Raw genomic sequence first — 23,163 nt, 5'->3', positions numbered from 1 at the left:
CCTTAGCGGGCGTCGACCAGTTTCCAGGGCAGCGATTCTCCGCTGCGAAGGGGTTTCAGCTCGCCCTCACCAAAGGCAAAACTCTCGGGCGGCAGCCAGCTTTCCTTCTTCAAGGTGATGCTGCCCTGGTTACGCGGCAGGCCGTAAAAATCGGCGCCGTTGAAACTGGCAAAGGCCTCCAGCTGGTCGAGCGCGCCCGCCGCATCGAAGGCCTCGGCGTACAGCTCCATGGCTGCATGCGCGGTATAGCAGCCGGCACAGCCCGAGGCATGCTCCTTGAGGTGGGCCGGATGTGGGGCGCTGTCGGTCCCCAGAAAGAACTTTGCATTGCCGCTGGTGGCGGCCTCGACCAAAGCCACGCGATGCGTCTCGCGCTTGAGCACCGGCAGGCAATAGTAGTGCGGCCGGATGCCGCCGATAAAGATGGCGTTGCGGTTGTACAGCAGGTGGTGGGCGGTGATGGTGGCGCCCGTGAAGCCATCGGTGTCGCGCACATATTGCGCGGCCTCTTTGGTCGTGATGTGCTCGAAGACGATCTTGAGCTCGGGGAAATCACGGCGCAGCGGCATCAGCTGGGTGTCTATGAACACCGCCTCACGGTCAAACAGGTCGATGTCGGGCGAGGTCACTTCACCATGCACCAGCAGCAGCAGGCCTTCGCGCTGCATCGCTTCCAGCGTCTTGTAAGTCTTGCGCAAGTCCGTGACACCGGCATCGCTATTGGTGGTGGCGCCAGCCGGGTAGAGCTTGGCGGCCACAACGCCGGCGTCCTTGGCCCGCTTGATCTCGTCTACGGCCAGGTTATCGGTGAGGTACAGCGTCATCAGCGGCTCGAACTGCACGCCTGCCGGCACGGCGGCCTGGATGCGTTCGCGATAGGCTACGGCCTGGGCCGCGGTGGTCACCGGCGGGCGCAGATTCGGCATGATGATGGCGCGTCCAAACTGCGCGGCGGTATGCGGCACCACGGTCTGCAGGGCGTCGCCATCGCGCACATGCAAGTGCCAATCGTCCGGGCGGGTCAGAGTCAGGGTGGCGGCAGAGGTTTGAGTGGCTGAAGTCATGCCTTGAATTGTCGCACCGGCGACGGCTGTACTGCTGGCCGCCGCCCGTCATTTCCCCACGCGCATAAGGAAAGTCCCGATGCCAAAGCCGATGTTCTCAAGCTAGGATACAGAGCGCCCCGCAAGACCGCCAACGGCAGCCCTCCCACAGCAGCCCAGACGGCGCGGCGAACGCTTATTCAACCCTACCAGCGCCCATCTCCATGTCTTTCCCCTCTCCCGCTGGTCCTACGCCAGATACCTCACCTACGCCTGCCGAGGCCGATGAAGCCGTCAAGGTGCCACTCAAGATTGAAGACTGGCTGACCGTCATCGTCATGGGTGTGTTGGCGCTGATCACCTTTGCCAATGTCATTGCCCGTTATTTCACCAACCAGTCCTTTGCCTGGACCGAAGAGTTTTCGGTCTTCCTGATGATCGTGCTGGCGCTGGTTGGCAGCTCGGCCGCCGTGGCGCGTGACCGGCATATCCGCATCGAATACTTCTCCGACAGCGGCTCCATGGCCAGGCGCCGGGCGCTATCCCGCTTTGGCGCCGTACTGGTCGCCTTGCTGTTTACGCTGATTGGCGTGCTCAGCATGCGGTTGGTGTGGGACGACTACCGCTTTGGCGAAACCTCGCCGGGCATTGGCGTGCCGCAATGGTGGTATTCCATCTGGCTGCCCATACTCTCCATAGGCATCGCATTGCGCGCCGCCGGTCTCTTCATTCGCCGCGGACGCCGCTCATGATCGCCACTCTTTTGTTTGTGGCGTTTATCGCCATGATGCTGCTGGGCGTACCCATTGGCGCGGCGCTCGGCCTGGCCGGTGCCACTGCCATTGCGCTGGCCAACGTCGACGCCCAGTGGTTTGGTCTGCTGGCGGTGCCGCAGAATTTTTACGCCGGCTTGGGCAAGTACCCGCTGCTGGCAATTCCCATGTTCGTGCTGGTCGGCTCGATTTTTGATCGCTCCGGCGTGGCCCTGCGGTTGGTCAACTTTGCCGTCGCCATCGTCGGCCGCGGCCCCGGCATGCTGCCGCTGGTGGCCATTGCGGTCGCCATGTTTCTGGGCGGCATTTCGGGCTCCGGCCCGGCCTGTGCGGCGGCCGTCGGTGGCGTGATGATTGCCGCCATGAACCGTGCCGGTTATCCGGCGGCGTTTTCGGCCAGCGTGGTGGGCGCCGCGGCGGCCACCGATATCCTGATTCCACCCTCGGTGGCTTTTATTGTGTATTCGGTGCTGGTGCCGGGCGCGTCGGTGCCTGCATTGTTTGCCGCCGGCATGATTCCGGGCATCCTGGCCGGTCTGGCGCTGATCGTGCCTGCCGTCTGGCTCTCGCGCAAACACAAGATGGGCGCATTGGAAGCGAGCATGCCGCGCCCACCCTTCTGGGCCAGCTTTCGCGATGCGGTCTGGGGCCTGGCCGCGCCGGTACTGATTCTGGGCGGCATGCGCGCCGGCTGGTTCACACCCACAGAAGCGGCGGTGGTGGCGGTGTTTTACGGTTTGTTTGTCGGCATGGTGATTCACCGCACCATCTCGATTCGCGACCTGTTCCCCATCCTGCGTGAATCGGGCGAGTTGTCGGCCGTGATCTTGCTGGTGGTCTCGCTGGCCGGCATCTTTGCCTACTCACTGAACACGCTGGGCATCATTGATCCGCTGACGCACGCCATCGTCAACTCAGGGCTGGGCGAATATGGCATTTTGTCGCTGCTGATCCTGATGCTCATCATCGTCGGCATGTTCCTCGACGGTGTCTCCATCTTCCTGATCTTCGTCCCCATCCTGCTGCCGATTGCCCAGTATTACCACTGGGATCTGGTGTGGTTTGGCGTCATCCTGACCCTAAAGGTAGCACTGGGCCAGTTCACGCCGCCACTGGCGGTGAACCTGATGGTGTCCTGCCGGATTGCCAATGTGCGCATGGAAGAAACCGTGCGCTGGGTCGTCTGGATGTTGGCCGCCATGTTCCTGGTGCTGGTCGCCGTGATTGCCTTTCCCGAACTGGCCCTGTGGCTGCCGCGCAAGCTGGGCTACTGAGCGCAAACTGTTTTTTACCAAGGAGACTCTCGTCATGAAATTCAAAACCGTCCTGGGCCTGGCCCTGGCCGCCACCGCACTGGTCTTCACGGCCGCCGCACCGGCGCAAACCTACAAGCCCGAGTACAAGATGTCGCTGGTACTGGGCCCCGCTTTTCCCTGGGGCAAGGGCGGTGAAATCTGGGCCAACCTGGTGCGCGAGCGTACCCAGGGCCGCATCAACATCAAGCTCTACCCCGGCGTCTCGCTGATCCAGGGCGACCAGACACGTGAATTCAGCGCCATCCGCCAGGGCGTGATTGACATGGCTGTCGGCTCGACCATCAACTGGTCTCCGCAGGTCAAGGAACTCAACCTTTTCTCCCTGCCTTTTCTGTTCCCCGACTACGCTGCCATGGATGCACTGACCCAGGGTGAAGTGGGCAAGGACATCTTCAAGATCATCGACAAGGCCGGCGTCATGCCTCTGGCCTGGGGTGAAAATGGCTACCGCGAAATCAGCAATTCCAAGCTGGCCATCAAGAAGCCGGAAGACCTCAAGGGCTTGAAGATCCGTGTCGTCGGCTCACCCCTGTTCCTGGACACCTTCACGGCATTGGGTGCCAATCCGACCCAGATGAGCTGGGCTGATGCGCAGCCGGCGCTGGCCACCAGCGCGGTGGACGGACAGGAAAATCCTATGGCGATTTACACCGCCGCCAAGCTGCACACCATGGCGCAAAAACATGTGACGATGTGGGGCTATGTGTCTGATCCTTTGATCTTTGTGGTCAACAAGGATATCTGGGCCTCCTGGACGGAAGCCGACCGGGCCATCGTGAAGCAGGCCGCCGTTGATGCCGGCAAGCAGGAAATTGCCATTGCCCGCAAAGGCCTGGCCGAAGCCGACCGTCCATTACTCAAGGAAATTGCCAGCCACGGCGTGACCGTGACCCAATTGAGTCCGCAGGAGCGCGAAGCCTTCGTCAAGGCGACTCGCCCTATCTATGACAAGTGGAAAAACCAAATCGGAGCCCCACTGGTAACGGCGGCCGAAAAAGCGATTGCGGCACGCAAAAAATAAGCTTCCTCCCCAATGCAAAAAGCCCCGAATTCGGGGCTTTTTTTTGCTCGAATCCGGCAACACCTCACTACCGCAGGTAGTCTCCGCTTTCTTCCGGTTGAAAAACAACCTTGAGAATTTTTGCCGATGCCTCGCTACCGTTAGGCGTTGCCCAACGCGCAAGCTGACCTTCGCTGAGTCCCAGCAAACTCGTTCCCACCGGTGACAGCACCGACACATGCCCTGTATTGGGATCGGCTTCCTGAGGGTAACAAAGAGTGAGGGTACGCTCTTCGCCTGTTTTTCCGTCCGCAATCCGCACTTGGGAATTCATGGTCACCAGTTGAGATGGCACCTCGTAGGAAGAAATCAGTTCGGCAGCATCGATCACCGACTCCAGCTCGTCGGCAAATGCCATGCCGGGCTGCTTCAACAGGTTGCTGATGCGAATGTGATCGAGCTCGGTCAGAACGCGTGTAGAGGATGGGGAAGTCGCCATGAATAATCTCCTGAATCAAAAACCCGGAACAGGCTTACCGGTTAGCCAGCGTGAAATGCAAGGCCCGGTGATCCAGTGAGAAGCGCTATAGAAAGAAAGGGTGAGGGATCGCCGGGCTCAGGAATGTGCCACCGGCTGATGCGGCCACTGCAGTGGGCATCCCGCGCGCGCAAAAACCGCCACGGCCGCAAGGGCCGTATCGGTATTGGCATACGAAATGGATGTCAAAGTGGTTGGCATGAGAGCCAATACTACCACCGAGCCTGAGCGAAGGGGCTAAAGCCCCACGCTGCTGCCCCTATCAGTGCTGAAGAATCTTGTTCAGGAACTCTTTGGTGCGAGGCTTGCGATTTTCAGGGTGGCTGAAAAACTCATCTTTGGAGCAGTCTTCCAGAATCCGGCCACCCACGTCCATAAAGATCACGCGACTGCCCACTTTTTTGGCAAAGCCCATTTCATGCGTGACCACCATCATGGTCATGCCTTCCAGCGCCAGACCCATCATGCAGTCGAGCACCTCGCCGACCATTTCGGGATCGAGTGCGGAGGTCGGCTCATCGAACAGCATGGCAATCGGATCCATGCTCAAAGCCCGGGCAATCGCCACGCGCTGCTGCTGCCCACCCGACAGTTGGCCTGGGAACTTGTCCTTGTGTGCCATCAGGCCCACACGATCGAGGTACTTCAAGCCATGCGCCTTGGCCTCATCAGGCTTGCGTCCCAGCACTTTGACCTGCGCCAGCGTCAAATTTTCGGTCACGCTCAGGTGTGGAAACAGCTCGAAGTTCTGGAACACCATGCCGACTCGGCTGCGCAGCTTGGGCAGATCGGTTTTGGGGTCATGCACCGCCTGGCCATCGACAAAAATCTTGCCCTTCTGGAAAGGCTCCAGCGCATTGATGGTCTTGATCAGCGTCGATTTACCGGAACCTGAGGGTCCGCAAACCACCACCACTTCGCCCTTCTGGATGCGAGTCGTGCAGTTGTTGAGAACCTGCACATCGCCATACCATTTGGAAACTTCTTTCAACTCAATCATCTTCTTCTCCAGTCTGCTCTCGGTGACTTATCGGATTTTGTAAAAAAATTCTCAGCGAATGATGGCGGTCCTGCGCTGCAGCTGTTTGACCATGAAGGACAAGCCATAGCACATCACGAAATAAACCACCGCTGCCAGCAAATAGGCCTCTTCGGGCCGGCCGTAAATCTTGCCCGCCGTTGTAAAGCCCTTGAGCAAGTCATAAGCCCCAATGGCATAAACCAGCGAGGTGTCCTGGAACAGGATGATGGTTTGCGTCAGCAACACCGGTATCATGTTGCGAAAGGCTTGCGGCAGAATGATCAGCCGCATGTTCTGACCATAGGTCATGCCCAAGGCACGTCCGGCATTTACTTGGCCACGCGAAATCGACTGGATGCCGGCCCGCATGATTTCGCTGAAGTAGGCCGCCTCAAAGGCCACAAAGGTAATTGTGGCCGAGAGCTCGGCACCAATCGGTTTACCAATGATGGTTGGCACCAGCAGGAAAAACCACAAAATCACCATCACCAGCGGAATGGAGCGCATGCCATTGACGTAAATCGTCGCAGGAATCATGAGCACCCGCTTACCCGACAGACGCATCAGCGCCAGCAAGGTACCGAGCACAATGCCACCCAGGGTGGCAATCACCGTCAGCTGGATGCTGAAAATGAAGCCATTCATGACGAACTTGGAGAGAATCTCCCAGTTCAGAAAACTCAGGTCGAGTCCCAACATATCAGTGCCCTCCGCCTGCGGTTCCGGCCACGATGTAACCTGGAATCTGCAATTTCTTTTCCACAAAAGCCATGACACGGTTCACGGCAAAGGCTGAAATCGCGTACAGCGCCGTCACAGCAATATAAATTTCAACACCGCGTGAGGTTTCTTCCTGGGCCTGCATGGCAAACATGGTGAGCTCGGCAATCGATACAGCAAAGGCCACCGAGGAGTTCTTCAGCAAATTCATGGATTCGCTGGTGAGTGGTGGAATGATGATCCGAAATGCCATCGGCAAAATTACATAGCGGTAAGTCTGGGCAGTGGTAAAACCCATCGCCATTCCGGCATAGCGCTGGCCACGCGGCAAGGCCTGTACGCCGGCACGCACCTGCTCGGCAATACGCGCCGAGGTAAAGAAGCCCAGCGCAAGCACCACGAGTACAAAGCCGGGCACCTCCTTCATGGGTGGAATCAGCTTGGGAACAACGAAATACCAGAGGAAAATCTGGACCAGCAGGGGAATATTGCGAAACAGCTCGACCCAGGCATTGCCCAGGCGCACCAACCAGGGGCTGTTGGGCAGGGTTCTGAATGTTCCCATCATGGCGCCCAGCACCATGGCTACAACCCAGGCGCAACCGGCAACAGCCAGTGTCCAGCCCCAAGCATCAAACATCCACTGCAGATAAGTACGACCGCTACCGTCGTCGTTTAAGAACACCTGCCAATCCCAAGTCATTACGGCTCCAGCAAATTGTTGTTGTATTGTTTTTCTGATTCAGTCAACGAGAAACCCCGCCAGAGCAATATGTCCGGCGGGGTTTGAATGTACTACCTAGTCCGCTTATTTCTGAACGTAAGATTCCATCGGCTTGTCGTTTGGATTAGCCCAGGCATCTTTGGTACTGGCGCTCAATGCCAGGCCCACCTTGGTGTTCTTCGGAGGAATCGGTGACAAGAACCACTTGGTCCACAGCTTGTTCATCTCGCCCGATTTGATCATGCCCTTGACGGTGTCATCGGCCATGCGCTTGAACCAAGGGTCATCCTTGCGGATCATGATGGCGATGGGTTCCACGCTCAGCACTTCACCGACGATTTTGAAGTCAGCAGGCTTTTTGGCGGTGGCAATGTTGCCGGCCAGGATGGAACCGTCCATCACGAAAGCATCGGCGCGGCCGGTTTCGAGCAGCAAAAAGCTGTCTGAATGATCTTTGCCGAAGACTTCCTTGAAGTCCACGCCGGCGGCGCGCTTGTTCTTGCGCAGTGTCTGCACGGACGTCGTGCCTGTGGTGGTCGCCACAGTCTTGCCACCGAGTTGTGCCACCGAGGTGATGCCGGAGCTGGCCTTCACGGCGATACGAACTTCTTCCACAAACGTGGTCAGCACAAAAGCAACGTCTTTCTGACGTGCCAGGTTGTTGGTGGTGGAGCCGCACTCGATGTCAACCGTGCCGTTTTGCACCAGGGGAATGCGGTTTTGCGACGTCACGGGCTGGTATTTCACTTCCAGCTTGCGGCCAGCGGCTTTTTCCAGATCAGCCAGGATACGGCTGCAGATCTCGTAGTGGTAGCCGGTGTACTTGCCGTCGCCCAGGGTGTAAGACAGTGCGCCCGAAGAGTCACGAACACCCATGGTCACAACGCCCGAGGCCTTGACCTTGGCGAGCGTATCGGCAGCTTGAGCAAATGCAGCGCCGCTGGCGAACAGGGCAAGGGACAGAGCGACTAACTTAAATTTCATGAGATCTCCTGTAATAAAACTAAACGAAACGGCGAAATCTATTCTAGAGAGTCGGTACCGAGCTCATGCCAAGGTTTACCCGGTCTCTCGAACTGAGGACCGCCTGGACTGATCGGCGCCCTGGGTAAATCACTAAACAGCTACAAGCACTCTTTTTTTTGACTTTCACCAAAATGGTGCATACATAAAGAGCCGAACTATATGACACCAGTGCAAGCAGTCTTTATGCCAGCTCCAGTCAATTCACCAAGCACCGGGCTGACAGCAGCTTGTTCAGACTTGGCCACACGGCCACTCTCGAAAACAGAACGTAACACACTGTAAATTTTCAGATTCAAAAACGCAAATGCTGTTTCAGCGGCGGATTATGCATTTCTTTTATAATCACATAGGGTTATTGCCTGGTTTCAGACAAACGGACTCCCCGCCGCCTTGTCCTTGCTGCTAGAGGACTGCAAATAGCACCAAAGCGCCTCGGCATGGCTGCTGGGGGTTTTCTTGGCGCTGGGTCGCTCGCGGTACACGCGCACGTCCATGGTCATTTCCAGGCCGCTGCCGGCGCTGACCAGCTTTTTGGCCCGCAGTTCTTTTCTGACGGCGCTGAGCGGCAAAAAGGCGATGCCATGGCCCTCCAGCGCCATCGCCTTGAGGCCTTCGGCCATGTCGGTTTCATAAACTCTATCCAGGTGGATGGCAGTGGCGGACTGCTTGAGGATCAAATCCACCACCCGCCCCAGGTAAGCGCCTGGCGCATAGCCCAGATAGGGCAGCGGCTGACCGGCGCGGCCCGGCAGGCAAAATTCGGGCTCGCCGCTGGCATTGGGCCGGGAAAACGGTGCCATCACTTCCTGACCCAGCGACACCATTTCATAGCGGGCCGGGTCCAGCTGAAAAGGCTGGGACTCATGGTAGTAGGCAATTAGCAGGTCGCAACTGCCTTCCACCAGACGCAGCACGGCATCATGCACATTGAGCGCGATCAGCCGGCTCTTGATCGGGCCAAACTTCTCGCGCAGGCTGCTGACCCAAGCTGGGAAAAAGGTAAATGCTAGCGTGTGCGGCACCGCAAACTCGATGAAATCCTGCCCCGCCGAGGTATGGCCGCGCAGCATGGCCCGGGTCGACTGCAGGCCTTGCAGCATTTCCAGCGACTGGCTGTAAAGCGTTTCACCGGCCGGCGTCAGCCGCGTCGGATAAGAACTCCTATCCACCAGATCGGTACCGGCCCAGGCTTCCAGCGCCTGAATGCGGCGCGAAAAAGCCGGTTGCGTCACGTGACGCAATTGGGCCGAGCGGCTGAAACTGCGGGTTTCAGCAAGCGAGACGAAATCTTCCAGCCATTTGGTTTCCATGCGGCGATTATCTGCGCGGGCCTATGGATGAAACCTAAAAAGTTGCGTGAAAGCCCAAATTACTCCGTTTTTTATAGCTGCCTGCGCCCGCCACACATGCCCTAGACCCCGATTTCGTCAAAAACGCCTTCACTGGCCTGCTGCATCGCCCACATCTCGGCATAGCGTCCGTTGGCGACCAGCAGGGCGGCGTGCTTGCCGCGTTCTATGATGCGGCCGGCCTCCATCACCAGGATTTCGTGGGCATCGACCACGGTGGAGAGCCGGTGCGCAATCACCAGCGTGGTCTTGTTCTGCGCGGCGGTGCGCAGCTCGCTCTGGATAGCGCGTTCGTTGGCCGAATCCAGCGCCGAGGTGGCTTCGTCAAAAATCACCACCGGCGGATTTTTCAGCAGGGTGCGGGCAATCGCCACGCGCTGCTTTTCGCCGCCCGAGAGTTTCAGGCCGCGCTCGCCCACCATGGTCTGGTAGCCCAGCGGCGTCGACACAATGAAATCGTGGATGCGGGCGGCGCGGGCGGCCTCTTCCACCTCTTCGTGCGTCGCGCCGGGCTTGCCGTAGGCGATGTTGTATTCGACCGTGTCATTGAACAGCACCGTGTCCTGCGGCACTATGCCTATGGCCTGGCGCACGCTGGCCTGCGTGACCTGCTTGATGTCCTGCCCGGCAATCGTGATGTGGCCTTGCTGCACATCGTAAAAGCGGTAGAGCAGACGCGCCAGCGTCGATTTACCGGCGCCCGAGGAGCCCACCACCGCCACGGTTTTGCCGGGCGGAATCTCGAAGCTGACCTGGTGCAATATGGGCCGCGCGGGGTCGTAGGCAAAGCTGACATTATCGAAACGCACGGCTGGCGAAGCGTCTATATGCAAGGGCGGCGCGCCGGCGACGTCGGCAATTTCACGCTCGCGCTCCATCAAGGTGAACATTTTTTCCAGATCGGTCAGGCTTTGCTTGATCTCGCGGTAAATCACCCCCAGAAAACCCAGCGGAATGTAGAGCTGGATCATGAAGGCGTTGACCATCACCAGGTCGCCCAGGGTCATGTGACCATCGACCACGCCCTGCGTGGCCCGCCACAGCATCGCCACCAGCCCGAGCGCAATGATCAGTTGCTGGCCGGCGTTGAGCATGCTCAGCGTTTTCTGGCTCTTGATGGCGGCCTGGCGGTAGCGCTTGAGGTTCTCGTCGTAGCGTTGGGCCTCGAACTCTTCGTTGTTGAAGTACTTGACGGTCTCGTAATTTAAAAGCGAATCGATGGCGCGGCTGTGGGCCGATGAGTCGAGCTCGTTCATGGTCTTGCGAAACTGGGTTCGCCACTCGGTCACGGTGACCGTGAAGAAGATGTAGAAGGCCAGCGCAATCAGCGTGATGCCGGCAAACCAGACGTCGAACTTGATCGCCAGCAGGCTCAGCACCAGCGTCACCTCGATCAGCGTCGGGATGATGCTGTAGAGCGAATACGAGATCAGCGAATGCACGCCACGTGTGCCGCGCTCGATGTCGCGCGTCATGCCGCCGGTTTGCCGTTCCAGGTGAAAGCGCAGGCTTAAAGCGTGCAGATGCCGAAACACCTCCAGCGAAATGCGCCGCGCCGCGCCTTCGGTGGCCTTGGCGAACACCAGTTCGCGCAGCTCGGTGAACAGCGTGGTCGACAGTCGCAGCAGGCCGTAAGCCAGCAGCAGGGCAACGGGCACGACCAGCACGGCCTGCACCGCGCCGGGCTTCAAATTCATGGTGTCGACCAGATTTTTCAGCAGCAGCGGCACGCCCACATTGGCCAGCTTGGCACCCAGCATGAAGGCCAGCGCCGCCATGGCGCGCCATTTGTACTCCCACAAATAGGGGAACAGGCGCTTGAGCGTGGCCCAGTCCGAGCGCGCAGGGGCCGGCGCCGGTCGGGCGCCAACCGTTGTTACAGGAGGCACGGCCAGGGATGAGTCGGCAGGAGAAGCTCGGGAGCGCATGGGTGACAATCGTGAGGCTTGTACTAACTTACAGATTGTGCCTATGTCTTCCGAATCTAGCGCCCGTACGGGCATTCCCGCCGATGCCGGGGCGGACAACCTCAGTGTTCACCTGCCCACCGACAAGGAACTGGTGCTCAAGGTCATTCCCCTGCCCGGCGACTGCAACGCCAATGGCGACATCTTCGGCGGCTGGGTCATGGCCCAGGTGGACCTGGCCGGCTCGGTGCTGCCAGCCCGCTACGCCAACGGCCGCATGGCCACCGTGGCCGTCAACCAGTTCATCTTCAAGCAGCCGGTCCGGGTCGGCGACATCTTGTCTTTTTTTTCCAGCGTCACCCGTCTTGGCACGACCTCGGTCACGGTACAGGTCGAGGTCTATGCCGAGCGCTTTGCTGCGCAGGGCCGTTACATCAAGGTCACCGAAGCCAGCGTGACCTATGTGGCGATTGACGATTCGGGCAAGCCACGCAAGATTTCTCACCCCTGATTGCTATTTACTTAATAGCTTTACACGCACATCACAAAAGGGGCGAAGCCTCTTTTTGCTTGACATCAGGCCTTGGTTCGCTGCGAGACGAACTCCCCTTCATAGCCCTTGGCGAGCGACAGCTTCTCGGCCTCACTCAGCACCTTTCCCGCCAGTTGGAAAACAGCCTGCTCCTCGTCCTCAAGATGGTGATGGATCTTGTGCTGCAATTCCCTGGCCGTGGTCAGCCAGCCGGCTGAACTGAAATCGATGGTCTCCAGCTGGGCAACCAGCTTGTCCATCTGGTGGTGCTCGGCGATGCCGTGACGCGAGGGCTCCTGGGTCATGTCGTGAGCGATCAGCGGCACATAAAAAAACCGCTCTTCGGCGGCCGCATGCGCCGCCAGTTCAAGCTTGAGCTCATTGAACAGCGAGGCCCTATCCTGGCTGTTGCCCTGGGTCTTGATCAGGTGGTCGGCCAGCGTACGCTGGGTCTCGTGGCTGACACGCAATGCTTCGAAGATATTCATTCAAGAATTATGCGAACCATGGGCGCCGCGCCCTGTAGGCCAATGACGGCTGAGACGATGGGCTGACGCCGATGTTGCGTGCCTGATTTGCTATCGATTAAGTAGCTACAAGCGCCCGCTCCATATGCGCAAAAGCCTTAAATCGCCAGAAAAACAATTGCTGGCAGGCACAGCGCTGCAAACGCGCTAAATTAGGACTTATGGAAAAAGTCCTGCTTCTTGGCGGAACCGGTTTTGTGGGCCGCCATGTGTGCGAAAAACTGGCCCGACAGCAGTGCCGCGTGACCGTGGCCACGCGCCGCCTGGACAGTGCGCGCCACCTGCAAATATTCCCCCTGCTGGACCTGGTCGAGATCGACGTACATGACAGCGCCTCGCTGGCATCGCTGCTGGCCGGCCACGATGCCGTGGTCAACCTGATCGCCATACTGCACGGCTCGCAAGCCGCGTTTGACAAAACCCATGTGCAGCTGCCGCTGGAACTGGCACGCGCCTGCGAGGCCAGCGGCCTGCGCCGCATCGTCCATATCAGCGCGCTGGGCGCTTCGCTCAGCTCGGCCTCCATGTACCAGCGCAGCAAGGCGCGCGGCGAAGCCGTGCTGCTCAGCAGCGGGCTGGACGTGACGGTGCTGCGGCCCAGCGTGATTTTTGGCGCCGAAGACAAATTCCTCAATACCTTTGCCCGGCTGCAGCAATGGGTGCCGCTGCTGCCACTGGCCGCCAGCCAGGCGCGCTTTCAGCCGGTCTGGGTCGAAGACGTGGCCAGCGCCGTGCTGCGCTGCCTGCAAAGCCCCGCCCCGAGCAGCCAGATTTATGAAGCCTGCGGACCCGAGATCTTCAGCCTGCGGCAGTTGGTGACGCTGGCCGGCCGCTACGCCGGTGTCAATGACGGCAAGGGCCGGCCGATACTCGCGCTACCTGACACGCTGGCGCAGCTGCAGGCCAGGCTGATGGAGCTGGCGCCCGGCGCGCCGCTGCTGAGCCGCGACAACCTGGCCGCCATGAGCACCGACAACGTGGCCAGCGGCAAGCTGCCCGGCCTGCCGGCCCTGGGCATAGAGCCGGCCGCGCTGCAGGCCATTGCCCCCACCTACCTGGGTGAACGTGGTCCGCGCAGCGGCCTCATGGCCAAGCGCACCATGGCCGGCCGCTTTTGAGACGCCCGGCCGGCTCTTGCGCCGGCCAGCGGCAGCCCCGACGCACCCTTGGCAGCACCGACAGCAGTGCGGCGCTGTAGCAGCGCCAGTCCCCTGCTATCCTCCCCAACAGATTCTGGAGACCCCCCCATGCTCAAACTCTATATCGGCAACAAAAACTACTCCTCCTGGTCCATGCGGCCCTGGGTGCTGCTCAAGCAGGCCGGCATTCCCTTTGAGGAAATCAACATCCGTTTTGACTCCTTTGACGCCCACTCCGAATTCAGGAAACAAATCGGCAGCGTCAACCCGGCCAGCAAGGTGCCGGTGCTGGACGACGACGGCCTGTTGGTGTGGGACACCCTGGCCATTGCCGAATACCTGGCCGAGCGCTTCCCCGACAAGCAGCTCTGGCCGCAAAGCGTGGCGGCACGGGCCCGGGCGCGCAGCATCTGCGCCGAAATGCACAGCGGCTTTGGCGCGCTGCGCTCCGCCTGCCCCATGAATATAGAGGCCGACCTGGCCGATGCCGGCCGGCTGATCTGGCGCGACCAGCCCGCCGTGCGCGCCGATGTGGCGCGCATCGTCGCCATGTGGAGCGAGTTGCTGCAAACCTATCACGGCCCCATGCTGTTTGGCGAGTTCGGCACGGCCGACGCTTTTTTTGCACCGGTCTGCATGCGCCTGAAAAGCTATGCCTTGCCGGTACCGGCCGCTATCACGGACTACATCCAGCGCCTCAGCGCCCTGCCCGGCGTCAAGGCCTGGATTGACGGCGCGCTGGCGGAAAACGACTTCCGCGATTTTGAAGAGCCTTACCGCCTGCAACGCTGAAGCCGCGATCATGAACTGCAGCCCTTGAGCCGCTAAACTGCCGCCATGCAGATTTACATGGTGGGCGGCGCGGTGCGCGATGCCTTGCTCGGCTTGCCGGTGCAAGACAAGGACTGGGTGGTGGTGGGTGCCACGCCCGAGCAACTGGTGGCGCGCGGCTTCGTTGCGGTGGGCAAGGACTTTCCGGTCTTCTTGCACCCGCAAACCCGCGAGGAATACGCGCTGGCGCGCACCGAGCGCAAAACCGCCCGCGGCTACCGCGGCTTCGTGGTTCACGCCGAACCCGACGTGACACTGGAAGAAGATTTGGCGCGGCGCGATTTAACTATCAATTCAATAGCTGCTCCCGCCCGTGCAGCAAGCGCCGAGGCCATATTTGAGCCCGATTTTGAGGCGCTGATCGATCCCTACGGCGGACAACGCGATCTGCAACACAAGGTCTTGCGCCATGTCACCGAGGCCTTTCGCGAGGATCCGGTGCGCATTTTGCGGCTGGCCCGCTTTGCCGCCCGCTTTCCGGATTTCTCCGTGGCGCCCGAGACCGGGCTGCTAATGCAGCACATGGTGGAGGACGGCGAGGTCGACGCGCTGGTGCCCGAGCGGGTCTGGCAGGAATTGGCGCGCGGCCTGATGACCAGCCGGCCTTCGCGACTGTTCGAAGTGCTGCGCGACTGCGGCGCACTGCAAAAGCTGCTGCCTGAAGTCGCTCGGCTCTGGGGCGTGCCGCAGCGCGCCGAGTATCACCCCGAGGTCGACACCGGCATTCACCTGATGATGGTGCTGGACATGGCGGCGCAGCTGGATACGTCCCTGGCCGTGCGCTTTGCCTGCCTGTGCCACGATCTGGGCAAGGGCACCACGCCCGTCGACATGCTGCCCCGTCACATCGGCCACGAAGAGCGTAGCGCCCGCCTGCTCAAAGGCCTGTGCCAGCGCCTGCGCGTGCCCACCGACTGCCGCGAACTGGCCGACGTGGTGGCGCGAGAACACGGCAATATTCACCGCAGCGCCGAGTTCAACGCGGCCGCCGTGGTGCGCCTGCTGGAGCGTTGCGACGCCTTGCGCAAGCCGCAGCGCTTTGCCGAGGTGTTGCTGGCCTGCGAATGCGACGCACGCGGCCGTCTCGGCCTGGAGCAATCGCCCTATCCGCAGCGCCCGCGCTTGCTGCAAGCCCTGGCCGCGGCGCAATCGGTGGCCACAAATGTCATCGCGGACCAGGCCCAGGCCAACGGAAAAACCGGCCCGCAAATTGGCGAACTGATTCACCAGGCGCGGGTGACCGCCGTGAGCCAGCAAGCGGGGTTTGGCGCCGAGCCGCCAGTCCAGCCCTGACTAGGACACGATGTAGGCGGCAGACCCCACCGCCAGCAGCTTGCCGTCAGCGCCCAGAAACTCCATGCGCGTACTCGCCACCCGCGAGCCCAGGCGCAGCACTTCGGCGCGCAACTCAAAGGACTTGCCGATACCGGGGCGCAAATAATCCACCCGCAGGTCAATCGTGCCCAGCTTGAAAAAACGCTGCAGGCGCTGCTGCGGCGCCTCGTCCATATGGCGAGCGCCAATGGCAGCCATGATGGCCAGCCCGGCCATGGTGTCCAGTCCGGCACTGATCACGCCGCCATGAATGCGGTTGTGCGCGTAGTTGCCCAGCAGTTCATGCCGCATCTCAATTCGCGCCGTGACCCGCTCCGGCCTGAATGAGGTGATCTTCAAACCCAGTAGCTGGTTGAAAGCAATCTGCTCTTCGAAAATCTCGGTCACGCCGGCGACGAACTCCGCTTCAAATTCGGGCGCCGGCGATACCAGGGTGAGAGGTGTTTTTGTCATCATGAATGGGTTGAAAATTTCACTGATATCGCGCTCATGGCGACGACGGTTCTTGCACAAAAAGCGCCATGGCGGCGTCGGTCAAATCATCCAGCGTGGCAGGCTTGTTGGCATCAAACCATTGCACCGCCCAGTTGAGCGCCCCCAGGATCAGCAGGCGCGCCAACTTGACCGGCCCCTTGAGCCGGCCGGTCGCGCTCAAGGCTTCAAGCACGGGCACCCAGACGCCTTCGTAATCGCTGCGCAAGCTGGCCAGCGCGCCGCGCTGCTGCGCCGTCAGGGACCGCGACTCGTACAGCGTCACCGGAACGAAATCGCTGCCGGGGCCCAGCAAGACCTCGAAATGGTTGCGTATCAGCACACGCAGCAGCGCCGATGCATCGGGCGCCGAGGACTCAGCAACCTGCAGCGCCGCCGCCTGTCGCCGCAAGGCCGCTTGCATGCCTTGCTCCATCACGGCGTAGAGCAGCGCGCCCTTGCTTTCGAAGTGATAAAACGGCGAGCCACTGCGCATGCCCACAGCGGCGGCGATATCGCGCGTACTGGTGGCCGCGAAGCCCTTTTCGCGAAACAGCCTGGCGGCGGCATGGAGCAAACCGACACGCCGATTGCCCTCGTCGCGCTCATCGGCTGTTTTGCGCGGCCGCCCGCGCGGCCGCTTATCGGCGACAAGGGCTTCGGTGATGGTGTCAGCCGCGACGGCCAGCGCTGAAATGCGACCAGGCGCAACGGGCTTTTTCATGGAAGCCGACCATAGCAAAACCCACCATTTTTAGCAAGCATTTGCTTTTCAAAAATAAGATCAGTGCATTTAAAAAATGTCCAGCCGGAAAGAAATCACCCGCCGCCGCGAATGCGCCAACTCGCCGCACGGCACATTACACTGATCGAAGATGACCCTGATGGCCTGCCTGGGCCGCGGACTGCGCCAGTTGCTGAGCGCGCCAGCCCTCGCCTCACGGCCCACCAAGCTAGTGCCCACCCCCAAAGGACTCCCCCATGACGCACGCCAACGATGTCTCATCCCTACTGCAGGCCCTGGGCCTCAGCGCCGACCTCGACAGCCAGGCCGCCGGGGCCATAACGGTGCACACGCCGATTGACGGCAGCCGGCTCGCGCGCATCGCGGTCAGCAGCCCGGCCGATGTCGATGCCGCGCTCAGCCGGGCGCAGCAGCGCTTTCTGCACTGGCGCAATGTGCCGGCGCCCAAACGCGGCGAGCTGGTGCGCGCCTTTGGCGACACGGTGCGGCGCCACAAGCCCGAACTGGCCCGGCTGATCTCGCTGGAGACCGGCAAGATCCTGCAGGAAGGCCTGGGCGAGGTGCAGGAGGTGATAGACATCTGCGAGTTCGCGGTCGGCCTGTCGCGCCAACTCTACGGCCTGACCATTGCCAGCGAGCGGCCAGACCACAAGCTGCTGGAAACCTGGCATCCGCTGGGCGTGGTCGGCATCATCTCGGCCTTCAATTTCCCGATGGCGGTGTTCGCCTGGAATGCCGCGCTGGCCCTGGTCTGCGGCAATACCCTGGCCTGGAAGCCCTCGGAGAAAACCCCGCTGTCGGCCATCGCGCTCAACGGTCTGCTGCTGCGCACGGCCAGCGAGCTGGGACTGGAAACCGAGGGCCTGAGCGAGCTGCTGATAGGCGAGCGTGCTGTCGGCGAGGCGCTGGTCGCCCACCCGCAAGTGAAACTGGTCAGCGCCACCGGCTCCACCGCCATGGGCAAGAACGTGGCGATCGTCTGCGCTGGTCTGTTCAAGCGCTCGCTGCTGGAATTGGGCGGCAATAACGCGGCCATCGTCTGCCCCTCGGCCAATCTGGAAATGGTGGTGCGCGGCGCGGCCTTTGCCGCCGCCGGCACCGCTGGCCAGCGCTGCACCAGCTTGCGCCGGCTGATCGTGCACCGCTCCATCTACCCGGCGCTGGTGGAGCGCCTGGTCGCCGTCTTTGCCCGCCTGCCGGTGGGCAACCCGCTGGCCGAGGGCACGCTGGTCGGCCCACTCATAGACGGCCGCGCTTTCGAGGCCATGCAAGCCGCGCTGGCCAGCGCGCAAGCGCTCCAGGCCAAGGTGCATTTCGGCCAGCGCGAGGCAGCTCCTGGTCCAAGCCACTATGTGCGGCCCGCCATCGTCGAGCTGGCCGAACAGGCCGGGCCCATGCTGCAGGAAACCTTCGCGCCCATTCTCTATGTCGTGCCCTATGACGACTTCGATGAGGCCATTGCCCTGAACAACGCCGCGGCGCACGGCCTGTCGTCGGCGGTCTTCACCCAGGACTTGCGCGAAGCCGAGCAGTTCACCTCGGCGCGCGGCTCGGACTGCGGCATTGCCAACGTCAACATAGGCACCAGCGGCGCGGAGATTGGCGGCGCTTTCGGTGGCGAGAAGGAAACCGGTGGCGGCCGGGAGTCGGGCTCGGATGCCTGGAAGGCCTATATGCGCCGCGCCACCAACACGGTCAACTACGGCAACAGCCTGCCGCTGGCCCAGGGCATTCGCTTCGAGATTTAGGCCGCTGTTGCAAGCCATGAAAGCAATGGATTCGAGCCCAGGCGCAAGCAGCACCCGATACAAACTGCGCCATGCCGTCTGAACTCCTGAGCCGTGGACTCACGCTGCACGGCCTCGTCGCCCTATTAGGGCTGGTCGTTTACGTGCTGGCTACGCACGCCGGACGCCAGCGCCGCCACCCGTCGGCCGCCATTGCCTGGGTGGTTTCTCTCGCGTTCATGCCCTACCTGGCACTGCCGCTCTATCTGCTTTTCGGCAACCGAAAAGTTGCTCGCGCGCCATCCACACACCCGCCAGCGCTAGCCTTCAAGGCCAGCCACTCTGACACACTGGCCGCCAGGTTCCAGCATCTCGCCGCGGCCATGGGACTGGCGCGCGCGTCGTCGTATCAACAGCTGGCCATTCATCAGGATGGGCTGGCGGCCCTGCAGGCACTGCGCTCCGTGATTCTGGGCGCCAGCAGCAAGCTCGACCTGTGCACCTTTCTGCTGGGGCGGGACGCGCTAGGCAATGAAGTCATGGACTTGCTGATACGGCGAGCCCAGGAGGGCGTGCGGGTCAGGTTGCTGATTGATGGCATAGGGATGTATCTGGGCGGGCGCCCCAAGCTCAAACGGCTGTCGGCGGCCGGGGTGCAAGTGGCCTTGTTCGTCTCACCCTTTCGCTCCCCGCTGCGCGGTCGCACCAATCTGCGCAATCACCGCAAGATGGTGATTGCCGACGGCAAGCACCTCTGGACCGGCGGTCGCAATCTGGCGGCCGAGTACTTTGTCGGCGACCCAGACGCACTAGGCAAGCAAACGCCGTGGATAGATCTCAGCTTTGACTTGCACGGCGACCTGGCGCGGCAGGCCCAGCTGCGCTTTGAGCAGGACTGGGGCTTTGCCACGCAAGCGCCGCCCCCGCTTGACGCCGCTCCAGAGTTGCCCGCGCCCATTCCAGCGCAAACGGGCGCGCAACTGATTGCCAGCGGCCCTGACCAGGCCGATGACACGCTGTATTCACTGCTGATTGCCAGTTGCTTCACCGCGCAAACCAGAATCCTGGCCGTCACCCCCTACTTCGTGCCCGGCGCAACGCTGCTGATGGCGCTGACGCTGGCGGCCAGACGCGGGGTGAGCGTGGATCTGGTCCTGCCGCGCCACTCCAACCACAGGCTGGCCGACCTGGCTCGCCCTGCTGCGTTGCGCGAGCTGGCGGCGGCGGGCGCGCGGGTCTGGCTGGTCGATGGAATGATTCATGCCAAGGCCATCGTCATAGACAACGAACTGGCGCTGGCCGGCTCGGCCAATCTGGATGAACGCAGCCTGTTCCTGAACTACGAGTTGATGATTGCCTTTTTCGAGTCGGCCGATGTGCATCGCTTCGCGCAGTGGATAGAGCGGCAGCGTGCACAAGCCAAGCTGTTCATAGCGCGGCCCCCAGGCGTGGTGCGTGAATTTTCCGAAGGCCTGATGCGCTGGCTGACCTTCCAGCTTTAAATGGCGCCTCGGGGCCGAGCAACTCGTCAATGCGGCCTTTTGATGCCGGGACTCCTTGCCCAGCGGCCACCATCCATGGCCGCGCATGCTGGCCTGTCAGTCCACAAAGAAATCGGGCACAAAATTTCGGGTGCCAGGCGTCACCGAATACTTCTCCAGGTCGGTCACGCCGTGCGAAGCCAGCAACTCATCATCCAGGTAGAAGTTGCCGGTGTTGGCGCTTGGGCTGGTGAGTATGAAATAAGCCGCATCGGAAAGAATCTCCGGCTTGCGGCACAGCCCGATGTCGACGCCGGGACTCATCTGCAGCGCGGCGGTGGCAATCGCCGTGCGCGGCCACAGGCTGTTGACGGCGATACCGTATTTCCTGAACTCACCCGCATGGCCCAGGGTGCACATGCTCATGCCGTACTTGGCCACGGTGTAGGCCGTGTGGTTTTCAAACCAGTGCGGCTTCATGGACAGCGGCGGCGACATGCTGAGCACATGCGGATTGTGGCCAGCCGCAGCGGATTGTTTCAGTGCCGGCAAGCAGGCCTGGGTACACAGATAAGTGCCTCTGGCATTGACGCCATTCATCAGGTCATAGCGCTTCATAGGCGTGTGCTCGGTGTCACTCAGGCTGATGGCGCTGGCATTGTTGACCAGCATGTCAATGCCGCCAAAGGCCTGCACCGCCTGGGCCACGGCGGCGAGCACGGCGTCTTCATCGCGTATATCCACCGCCAGCGGCAGCGCCTGGCCGCCGGCCGCCTTCACTTCCTCGGCGGCGCTGTAAATGGTGCCGGGCAGCTTGGGATTGACATCGGTGGTCTTGGCCACGATCACGATGTTGGCACCGTCAGCCGCCGCGCGTTTGGCGATGGCCAGGCCAATGCCGCGCGAGGCGCCGGTAATGAAGAGGGTTTTGCCTTGCAGGTTCATGACGCACTCCCTTTGCTATCAATAAAATAGCTGACTCCGCTCATACCAACTAGGCTTCAGGCCTTTTTACTTGAAATTTCAAAAACTGACCGCTCACCGCAGACTTCAGACCTGGCTGAAGTCTGGCTTGCGCTTTTGGCGAAACCACCAGCCCCGCTGCGCGGGCGTCCTGAGGCCGCAGACTTCAGACTTTGCTGAAGTCTGGCTTGCGCTTTTCCATGAAGGCGGTGAAGGCTTCGCGCGCTGCCGGTTCCTGCAGCATGCGGCCAAAGCTGGCGGCCTCTTCGCTCATCCGCTCGGCCACAATGGCGGCGTTGCCTTTTTTCATCAGGCGCTTGGTCTCCATCAATGGGCCTAGCGGCTTGGCCGCCAACTTGAGCGCCTGTCGCTGGGCCAGCGCGTTGGCCTCGGTAGGCGGCACGATGCGGTTGATCAGCCCCATTTCCAGCGCGCTCTCCGCCATGAAGGGCTCACCCAGCAGCAGGGCTTCCGCGGCACGCGGGTAACCCATCAGCTGCGGCACCAGAAAGCTCGATGCCGCTTCCGGGCACAGACCCAGGTTCACAAAGGGCATGGAAAAGGCCGCGTTGTCGCCGGCATACACCAGGTCGCAGTGCAGCAGCATGGTGGTGCCTATGCCGACGGCCGGGCCGCAGACCGCCGCCACTATGGGCTTGGGAAAGCTGCTGATGCCACGCAAAAAACGGAACACCGGAGCGTCCGGCGTGGACGGCGGCTTGCCCAGAAAGTCGCCAATGTCATTGCCGGCCGAAAACACGCTTTCGTGGCCCTGAATCACCACCACGCGCACGGCCGCGTCGTGATTGGCCGATTCCAGCGCATCGGCCATGGCGCCATACATGGCGGAGGTGATGGAATTTTTCCGCTCCAGACGGTTCAGCGTGATGGTCATCACGCCGGCGTCAACATGGGTCAGGATTTCTGGAATGGTGGAGGTGCTCATGATGGAATGTTCGGTGTTGAAGTGCAAAGTGTAGGCCAGTGCGGGCGCCAAGTCGCCCTGTCCACCGCAGCCTATTCCTTGTAGTAAACCAGCTGGTTGCTGGTGGCCAGCAGCGTGCCCGCCGCACTCCAGAGCTGGGCGCTCTGGTCAAAAAAGCCGTTGCGAAAGGCCTGGGCCCTGGCCTGGCCCAGCAAATAGCCCTCGCCGCATTGCGCCAGCTGCCGGCTGTCGGCATGAAAGTATGTGGTGATGGAGACGGTTCCCGCCGGCACCCGGGTGGCGCGGCGCAACCAGACGCGCGGATAAAACACATCGGACATGGCCGCCAACGCACAAAAGTCCAGCGGCCGCGGCGGCTCGTCACGCACCCAGAGCCGGGTCAGGCTGTCGTCCTCGCGGCCGTCCCAGGTCTCGGGGATGCGGCCAGACACCGCACGCATGTCATAGCGCTGGGTCCACTCGGAGGTGGCGAAATCAAAGCGCGGCAGCGCCTCCGAAAAGCGCAGCGCCGGCATGGGCGTGTCGTTGGCGCTCCAGGTCTCGCGCCGCGCCGCCGTCACGGCGCTGGCCGTCATCACCACGCCCTCGACACCGGAAGCGTCGGTTTGCGACAGCGCCACCATCCAGTGCTGGGTAGAGCGGTTGGTGCGCACCGGCCTGGCCGTGACGCTGAAAGCCCCCGCGGCCAGCGCGCTGGCGTAGTTCACGGTCAGCGCGATAGGCTCACCCAGCAGCGCCGGATGCAGCAAGATGGCCCGCAAGGTCGTGGCCGCCGTGGTGCCGCCAAACGGGCCGACCATATTCCAGTAAGCCGCACTGCTCGCACCCAGCCAGGTATCGGGTTGCGCACTACCGGCAGCTTCGAGCCGCAGGGCCTGGTCAAAAGGATGTTGTTCCATGAGCGTAGTGTGAAGTAAAACAGCAGCTCGGACAGTCATACAGGTGACGCACCCGACTCCGAATTGAAACAGTCAAACTCAAGGGCGTAGCGAGCAGGATGAGGTGCAAGGCGCGGGTGGCAGGAAACCGGAGTGCACTTCAGGTGCATG

The 23,163-nt window shown here is 61.4% G+C and carries 23 protein-coding genes; 9 read left to right on the top strand and 14 right to left on the bottom strand.

From position 1 onward, the window contains the following. Positions 1-2 precede the first annotated feature (2 nt). A complete protein-coding gene (gene pyrC / locus BM160_RS00195; protein WP_091998526.1) occupies positions 3-1,064 on the bottom strand; it encodes a dihydroorotase in 1,062 nt (353 codons plus the stop codon). Between the two features lie 203 nt (positions 1,065-1,267). Between pyrC and BM160_RS00190 the strand changes: the two genes are divergently transcribed. Genes BM160_RS00190 through BM160_RS00180 form a run of 3 tightly spaced genes read left to right on the top strand, consistent with a single transcriptional unit; the run spans position 1,268 to position 4,153 of the window. Continuing rightward, positions 1,268-1,795 carry a TRAP transporter small permease gene (locus BM160_RS00190; protein ID WP_091998524.1) on the top strand — a complete coding sequence of 176 codons (528 nt, stop codon included), beginning with the start codon at positions 1,268-1,270 and terminating at the stop codon, positions 1,793-1,795. Further along, positions 1,792-3,090, top strand: a complete 1,299-nt coding sequence (locus tag BM160_RS00185) for a TRAP transporter large permease (RefSeq protein ID WP_091998521.1) — start codon at positions 1,792-1,794, stop codon at positions 3,088-3,090. Before BM160_RS00190 ends, BM160_RS00185 begins: the two co-directional genes overlap by 4 nt. A gap of 34 nt (positions 3,091-3,124) precedes the next feature. Further along, positions 3,125-4,153 carry a DctP family TRAP transporter solute-binding subunit gene (locus BM160_RS00180; RefSeq protein WP_091998517.1) on the top strand — a complete coding sequence of 343 codons (1,029 nt, stop codon included), beginning with the start codon at positions 3,125-3,127 and terminating at the stop codon, positions 4,151-4,153. A gap of 67 nt (positions 4,154-4,220) precedes the next feature. Here the strand turns inward: BM160_RS00180 and rnk are convergent, their stop codons facing one another. The 7 genes from rnk to BM160_RS00145 all read right to left on the bottom strand — a co-directional run bounded on the left by rnk (position 4,221) and on the right by BM160_RS00145 (position 11,438). Next, a complete protein-coding gene (rnk, locus tag BM160_RS00175; protein WP_091998514.1) occupies positions 4,221-4,631 on the bottom strand; it encodes a nucleoside diphosphate kinase regulator in 411 nt (136 codons plus the stop codon). A 301-nt stretch (positions 4,632-4,932) separates the two neighbouring features. Beyond that, entirely contained in the window at positions 4,933-5,670 is a 738-nt protein-coding gene (locus tag BM160_RS00170; RefSeq protein ID WP_091998512.1) for an amino acid ABC transporter ATP-binding protein, read from the bottom strand. Positions 5,671-5,721: 51 nt separating this feature from the next. Beyond that, positions 5,722-6,390 (bottom strand): amino acid ABC transporter permease, encoded by a 669-nt coding sequence (locus BM160_RS00165; protein ID WP_177218864.1) that lies wholly within the window; start codon positions 6,388-6,390, stop codon positions 5,722-5,724. A 1-nt stretch (position 6,391) separates the two neighbouring features. Next, the gene (locus BM160_RS00160; protein ID WP_091998509.1) at positions 6,392-7,114 is read right to left on the bottom strand and encodes an amino acid ABC transporter permease; all 723 of its coding nucleotides are present in this window, start codon (positions 7,112-7,114) and stop codon (positions 6,392-6,394) included. 105 nt (positions 7,115-7,219) lie between these two features. Next, entirely contained in the window at positions 7,220-8,119 is a 900-nt protein-coding gene (locus tag BM160_RS00155) for a transporter substrate-binding domain-containing protein (RefSeq protein WP_091998505.1), read from the bottom strand. Between the two features lie 407 nt (positions 8,120-8,526). Further along, positions 8,527-9,471, bottom strand: coding sequence for a LysR substrate-binding domain-containing protein (locus BM160_RS00150; protein ID WP_091998502.1), 945 nt, complete (start codon positions 9,469-9,471; stop codon positions 8,527-8,529). A 101-nt stretch (positions 9,472-9,572) separates the two neighbouring features. Next, complete coding sequence (locus tag BM160_RS00145; RefSeq protein WP_177218863.1) at positions 9,573-11,438, bottom strand: ABCB family ABC transporter ATP-binding protein/permease; 1,866 nt, start codon at positions 11,436-11,438, stop codon at positions 9,573-9,575. A 43-nt stretch (positions 11,439-11,481) separates the two neighbouring features. Here BM160_RS00145 and BM160_RS00140 point away from each other — a divergent pair, with 43 nt between their 5' ends. Further along, positions 11,482-11,928, top strand: a complete 447-nt coding sequence (locus BM160_RS00140) for an acyl-CoA thioesterase (protein WP_091998500.1) — start codon at positions 11,482-11,484, stop codon at positions 11,926-11,928. Positions 11,929-11,993: 65 nt separating this feature from the next. On the opposite strand, the gene BM160_RS00135 is transcribed toward BM160_RS00140, so the two are convergent. Beyond that, a complete protein-coding gene (locus BM160_RS00135; protein ID WP_091998498.1) occupies positions 11,994-12,437 on the bottom strand; it encodes a hemerythrin domain-containing protein in 444 nt (147 codons plus the stop codon). A 200-nt stretch (positions 12,438-12,637) separates the two neighbouring features. Here BM160_RS00135 and BM160_RS00130 point away from each other — a divergent pair, with 200 nt between their 5' ends. From BM160_RS00130 to BM160_RS00120, 3 genes are all read left to right on the top strand, one after another. Then, a complete protein-coding gene (locus BM160_RS00130) occupies positions 12,638-13,594 on the top strand; it encodes a complex I NDUFA9 subunit family protein (protein WP_091998495.1) in 957 nt (318 codons plus the stop codon). 129 nt (positions 13,595-13,723) lie between these two features. Continuing rightward, positions 13,724-14,407, top strand: coding sequence for a glutathione S-transferase family protein (locus BM160_RS00125; RefSeq protein ID WP_091998492.1), 684 nt, complete (start codon positions 13,724-13,726; stop codon positions 14,405-14,407). Positions 14,408-14,452: 45 nt separating this feature from the next. Further along, positions 14,453-15,739 carry a multifunctional CCA addition/repair protein gene (locus BM160_RS00120; protein WP_091998489.1) on the top strand — a complete coding sequence of 429 codons (1,287 nt, stop codon included), beginning with the start codon at positions 14,453-14,455 and terminating at the stop codon, positions 15,737-15,739. On the opposite strand, the gene BM160_RS00115 is transcribed toward BM160_RS00120, so the two are convergent. Together BM160_RS00115 and BM160_RS00110 are read right to left on the bottom strand one after the other, a co-directional pair. Further along, positions 15,740-16,234, bottom strand: a complete 495-nt coding sequence (locus BM160_RS00115; RefSeq protein ID WP_369821736.1) for a thioesterase family protein — start codon at positions 16,232-16,234, stop codon at positions 15,740-15,742. 34 nt (positions 16,235-16,268) lie between these two features. Next, complete coding sequence (locus BM160_RS00110; RefSeq protein WP_091998484.1) at positions 16,269-16,976, bottom strand: TetR/AcrR family transcriptional regulator; 708 nt, start codon at positions 16,974-16,976, stop codon at positions 16,269-16,271. A gap of 257 nt (positions 16,977-17,233) precedes the next feature. Between BM160_RS00110 and BM160_RS00105 the strand changes: the two genes are divergently transcribed. After that, complete coding sequence (locus BM160_RS00105; protein ID WP_091998481.1) at positions 17,234-18,745, top strand: L-piperidine-6-carboxylate dehydrogenase; 1,512 nt, start codon at positions 17,234-17,236, stop codon at positions 18,743-18,745. Between the two features lie 71 nt (positions 18,746-18,816). Then, the gene (locus BM160_RS00100) at positions 18,817-20,226 is read left to right on the top strand and encodes a phospholipase D-like domain-containing protein (RefSeq protein ID WP_091998478.1); all 1,410 of its coding nucleotides are present in this window, start codon (positions 18,817-18,819) and stop codon (positions 20,224-20,226) included. A gap of 96 nt (positions 20,227-20,322) precedes the next feature. Here the strand turns inward: BM160_RS00100 and BM160_RS00095 are convergent, their stop codons facing one another. The 3 genes from BM160_RS00095 to BM160_RS00085 all read right to left on the bottom strand — a co-directional run bounded on the left by BM160_RS00095 (position 20,323) and on the right by BM160_RS00085 (position 23,013). Further along, a complete protein-coding gene (locus tag BM160_RS00095) occupies positions 20,323-21,150 on the bottom strand; it encodes an SDR family oxidoreductase (RefSeq protein ID WP_091998475.1) in 828 nt (275 codons plus the stop codon). Between the two features lie 184 nt (positions 21,151-21,334). Then, positions 21,335-22,114 (bottom strand): enoyl-CoA hydratase, encoded by a 780-nt coding sequence (locus tag BM160_RS00090; protein ID WP_177218862.1) that lies wholly within the window; start codon positions 22,112-22,114, stop codon positions 21,335-21,337. Between the two features lie 71 nt (positions 22,115-22,185). Next, complete coding sequence (locus BM160_RS00085; RefSeq protein WP_091998470.1) at positions 22,186-23,013, bottom strand: acyl-CoA thioesterase; 828 nt, start codon at positions 23,011-23,013, stop codon at positions 22,186-22,188. Positions 23,014-23,163 lie beyond the last annotated feature (150 nt).

Origin of the sequence: Polaromonas sp. OV174 (assembly GCF_900112285.1) — a bacterium.
Taxonomy (GTDB): domain Bacteria; phylum Pseudomonadota; class Gammaproteobacteria; order Burkholderiales; family Burkholderiaceae_C; genus Polaromonas.
The sequence above is the reverse complement of the archived record's forward strand: the minus strand, read 5'-3'. Positions and strand labels throughout refer to the sequence as shown.

What these genes read in the sequence shown, in the direction of transcription:
- pyrC (WP_091998526.1), bottom strand. Translation starts at nt 1,064, where the DNA reads ATGACTTCAGCCACTCAAACCTCTGCCGCCACCCTGACTCTGACCCGC.
- BM160_RS00190 (WP_091998524.1), top strand. Translation starts at nt 1,268, where the DNA reads ATGTCTTTCCCCTCTCCCGCTGGTCCTACGCCAGATACCTCACCTACG.
- BM160_RS00185 (WP_091998521.1), top strand. Translation starts at nt 1,792, where the DNA reads ATGATCGCCACTCTTTTGTTTGTGGCGTTTATCGCCATGATGCTGCTG.
- BM160_RS00180 (WP_091998517.1), top strand. Translation starts at nt 3,125, where the DNA reads ATGAAATTCAAAACCGTCCTGGGCCTGGCCCTGGCCGCCACCGCACTG.
- rnk (WP_091998514.1), bottom strand. Translation starts at nt 4,631, where the DNA reads ATGGCGACTTCCCCATCCTCTACACGCGTTCTGACCGAGCTCGATCAC.
- BM160_RS00170 (WP_091998512.1), bottom strand. Translation starts at nt 5,670, where the DNA reads ATGATTGAGTTGAAAGAAGTTTCCAAATGGTATGGCGATGTGCAGGTT.
- BM160_RS00165 (WP_177218864.1), bottom strand. Translation starts at nt 6,390, where the DNA reads ATGTTGGGACTCGACCTGAGTTTTCTGAACTGGGAGATTCTCTCCAAG.
- BM160_RS00160 (WP_091998509.1), bottom strand. Translation starts at nt 7,114, where the DNA reads ATGACTTGGGATTGGCAGGTGTTCTTAAACGACGACGGTAGCGGTCGT.
- BM160_RS00155 (WP_091998505.1), bottom strand. Translation starts at nt 8,119, where the DNA reads ATGAAATTTAAGTTAGTCGCTCTGTCCCTTGCCCTGTTCGCCAGCGGC.
- BM160_RS00150 (WP_091998502.1), bottom strand. Translation starts at nt 9,471, where the DNA reads ATGGAAACCAAATGGCTGGAAGATTTCGTCTCGCTTGCTGAAACCCGC.
- BM160_RS00145 (WP_177218863.1), bottom strand. Translation starts at nt 11,438, where the DNA reads ATGCGCTCCCGAGCTTCTCCTGCCGACTCATCCCTGGCCGTGCCTCCT.
- BM160_RS00140 (WP_091998500.1), top strand. Translation starts at nt 11,482, where the DNA reads ATGTCTTCCGAATCTAGCGCCCGTACGGGCATTCCCGCCGATGCCGGG.
- BM160_RS00135 (WP_091998498.1), bottom strand. Translation starts at nt 12,437, where the DNA reads ATGAATATCTTCGAAGCATTGCGTGTCAGCCACGAGACCCAGCGTACG.
- BM160_RS00130 (WP_091998495.1), top strand. Translation starts at nt 12,638, where the DNA reads ATGGAAAAAGTCCTGCTTCTTGGCGGAACCGGTTTTGTGGGCCGCCAT.
- BM160_RS00125 (WP_091998492.1), top strand. Translation starts at nt 13,724, where the DNA reads ATGCTCAAACTCTATATCGGCAACAAAAACTACTCCTCCTGGTCCATG.
- BM160_RS00120 (WP_091998489.1), top strand. Translation starts at nt 14,453, where the DNA reads ATGCAGATTTACATGGTGGGCGGCGCGGTGCGCGATGCCTTGCTCGGC.
- BM160_RS00115 (WP_369821736.1), bottom strand. Translation starts at nt 16,234, where the DNA reads ATGACAAAAACACCTCTCACCCTGGTATCGCCGGCGCCCGAATTTGAA.
- BM160_RS00110 (WP_091998484.1), bottom strand. Translation starts at nt 16,976, where the DNA reads ATGAAAAAGCCCGTTGCGCCTGGTCGCATTTCAGCGCTGGCCGTCGCG.
- BM160_RS00105 (WP_091998481.1), top strand. Translation starts at nt 17,234, where the DNA reads ATGACGCACGCCAACGATGTCTCATCCCTACTGCAGGCCCTGGGCCTC.
- BM160_RS00100 (WP_091998478.1), top strand. Translation starts at nt 18,817, where the DNA reads ATGCCGTCTGAACTCCTGAGCCGTGGACTCACGCTGCACGGCCTCGTC.
- BM160_RS00095 (WP_091998475.1), bottom strand. Translation starts at nt 21,150, where the DNA reads ATGAACCTGCAAGGCAAAACCCTCTTCATTACCGGCGCCTCGCGCGGC.
- BM160_RS00090 (WP_177218862.1), bottom strand. Translation starts at nt 22,114, where the DNA reads ATGAGCACCTCCACCATTCCAGAAATCCTGACCCATGTTGACGCCGGC.
- BM160_RS00085 (WP_091998470.1), bottom strand. Translation starts at nt 23,013, where the DNA reads ATGGAACAACATCCTTTTGACCAGGCCCTGCGGCTCGAAGCTGCCGGT.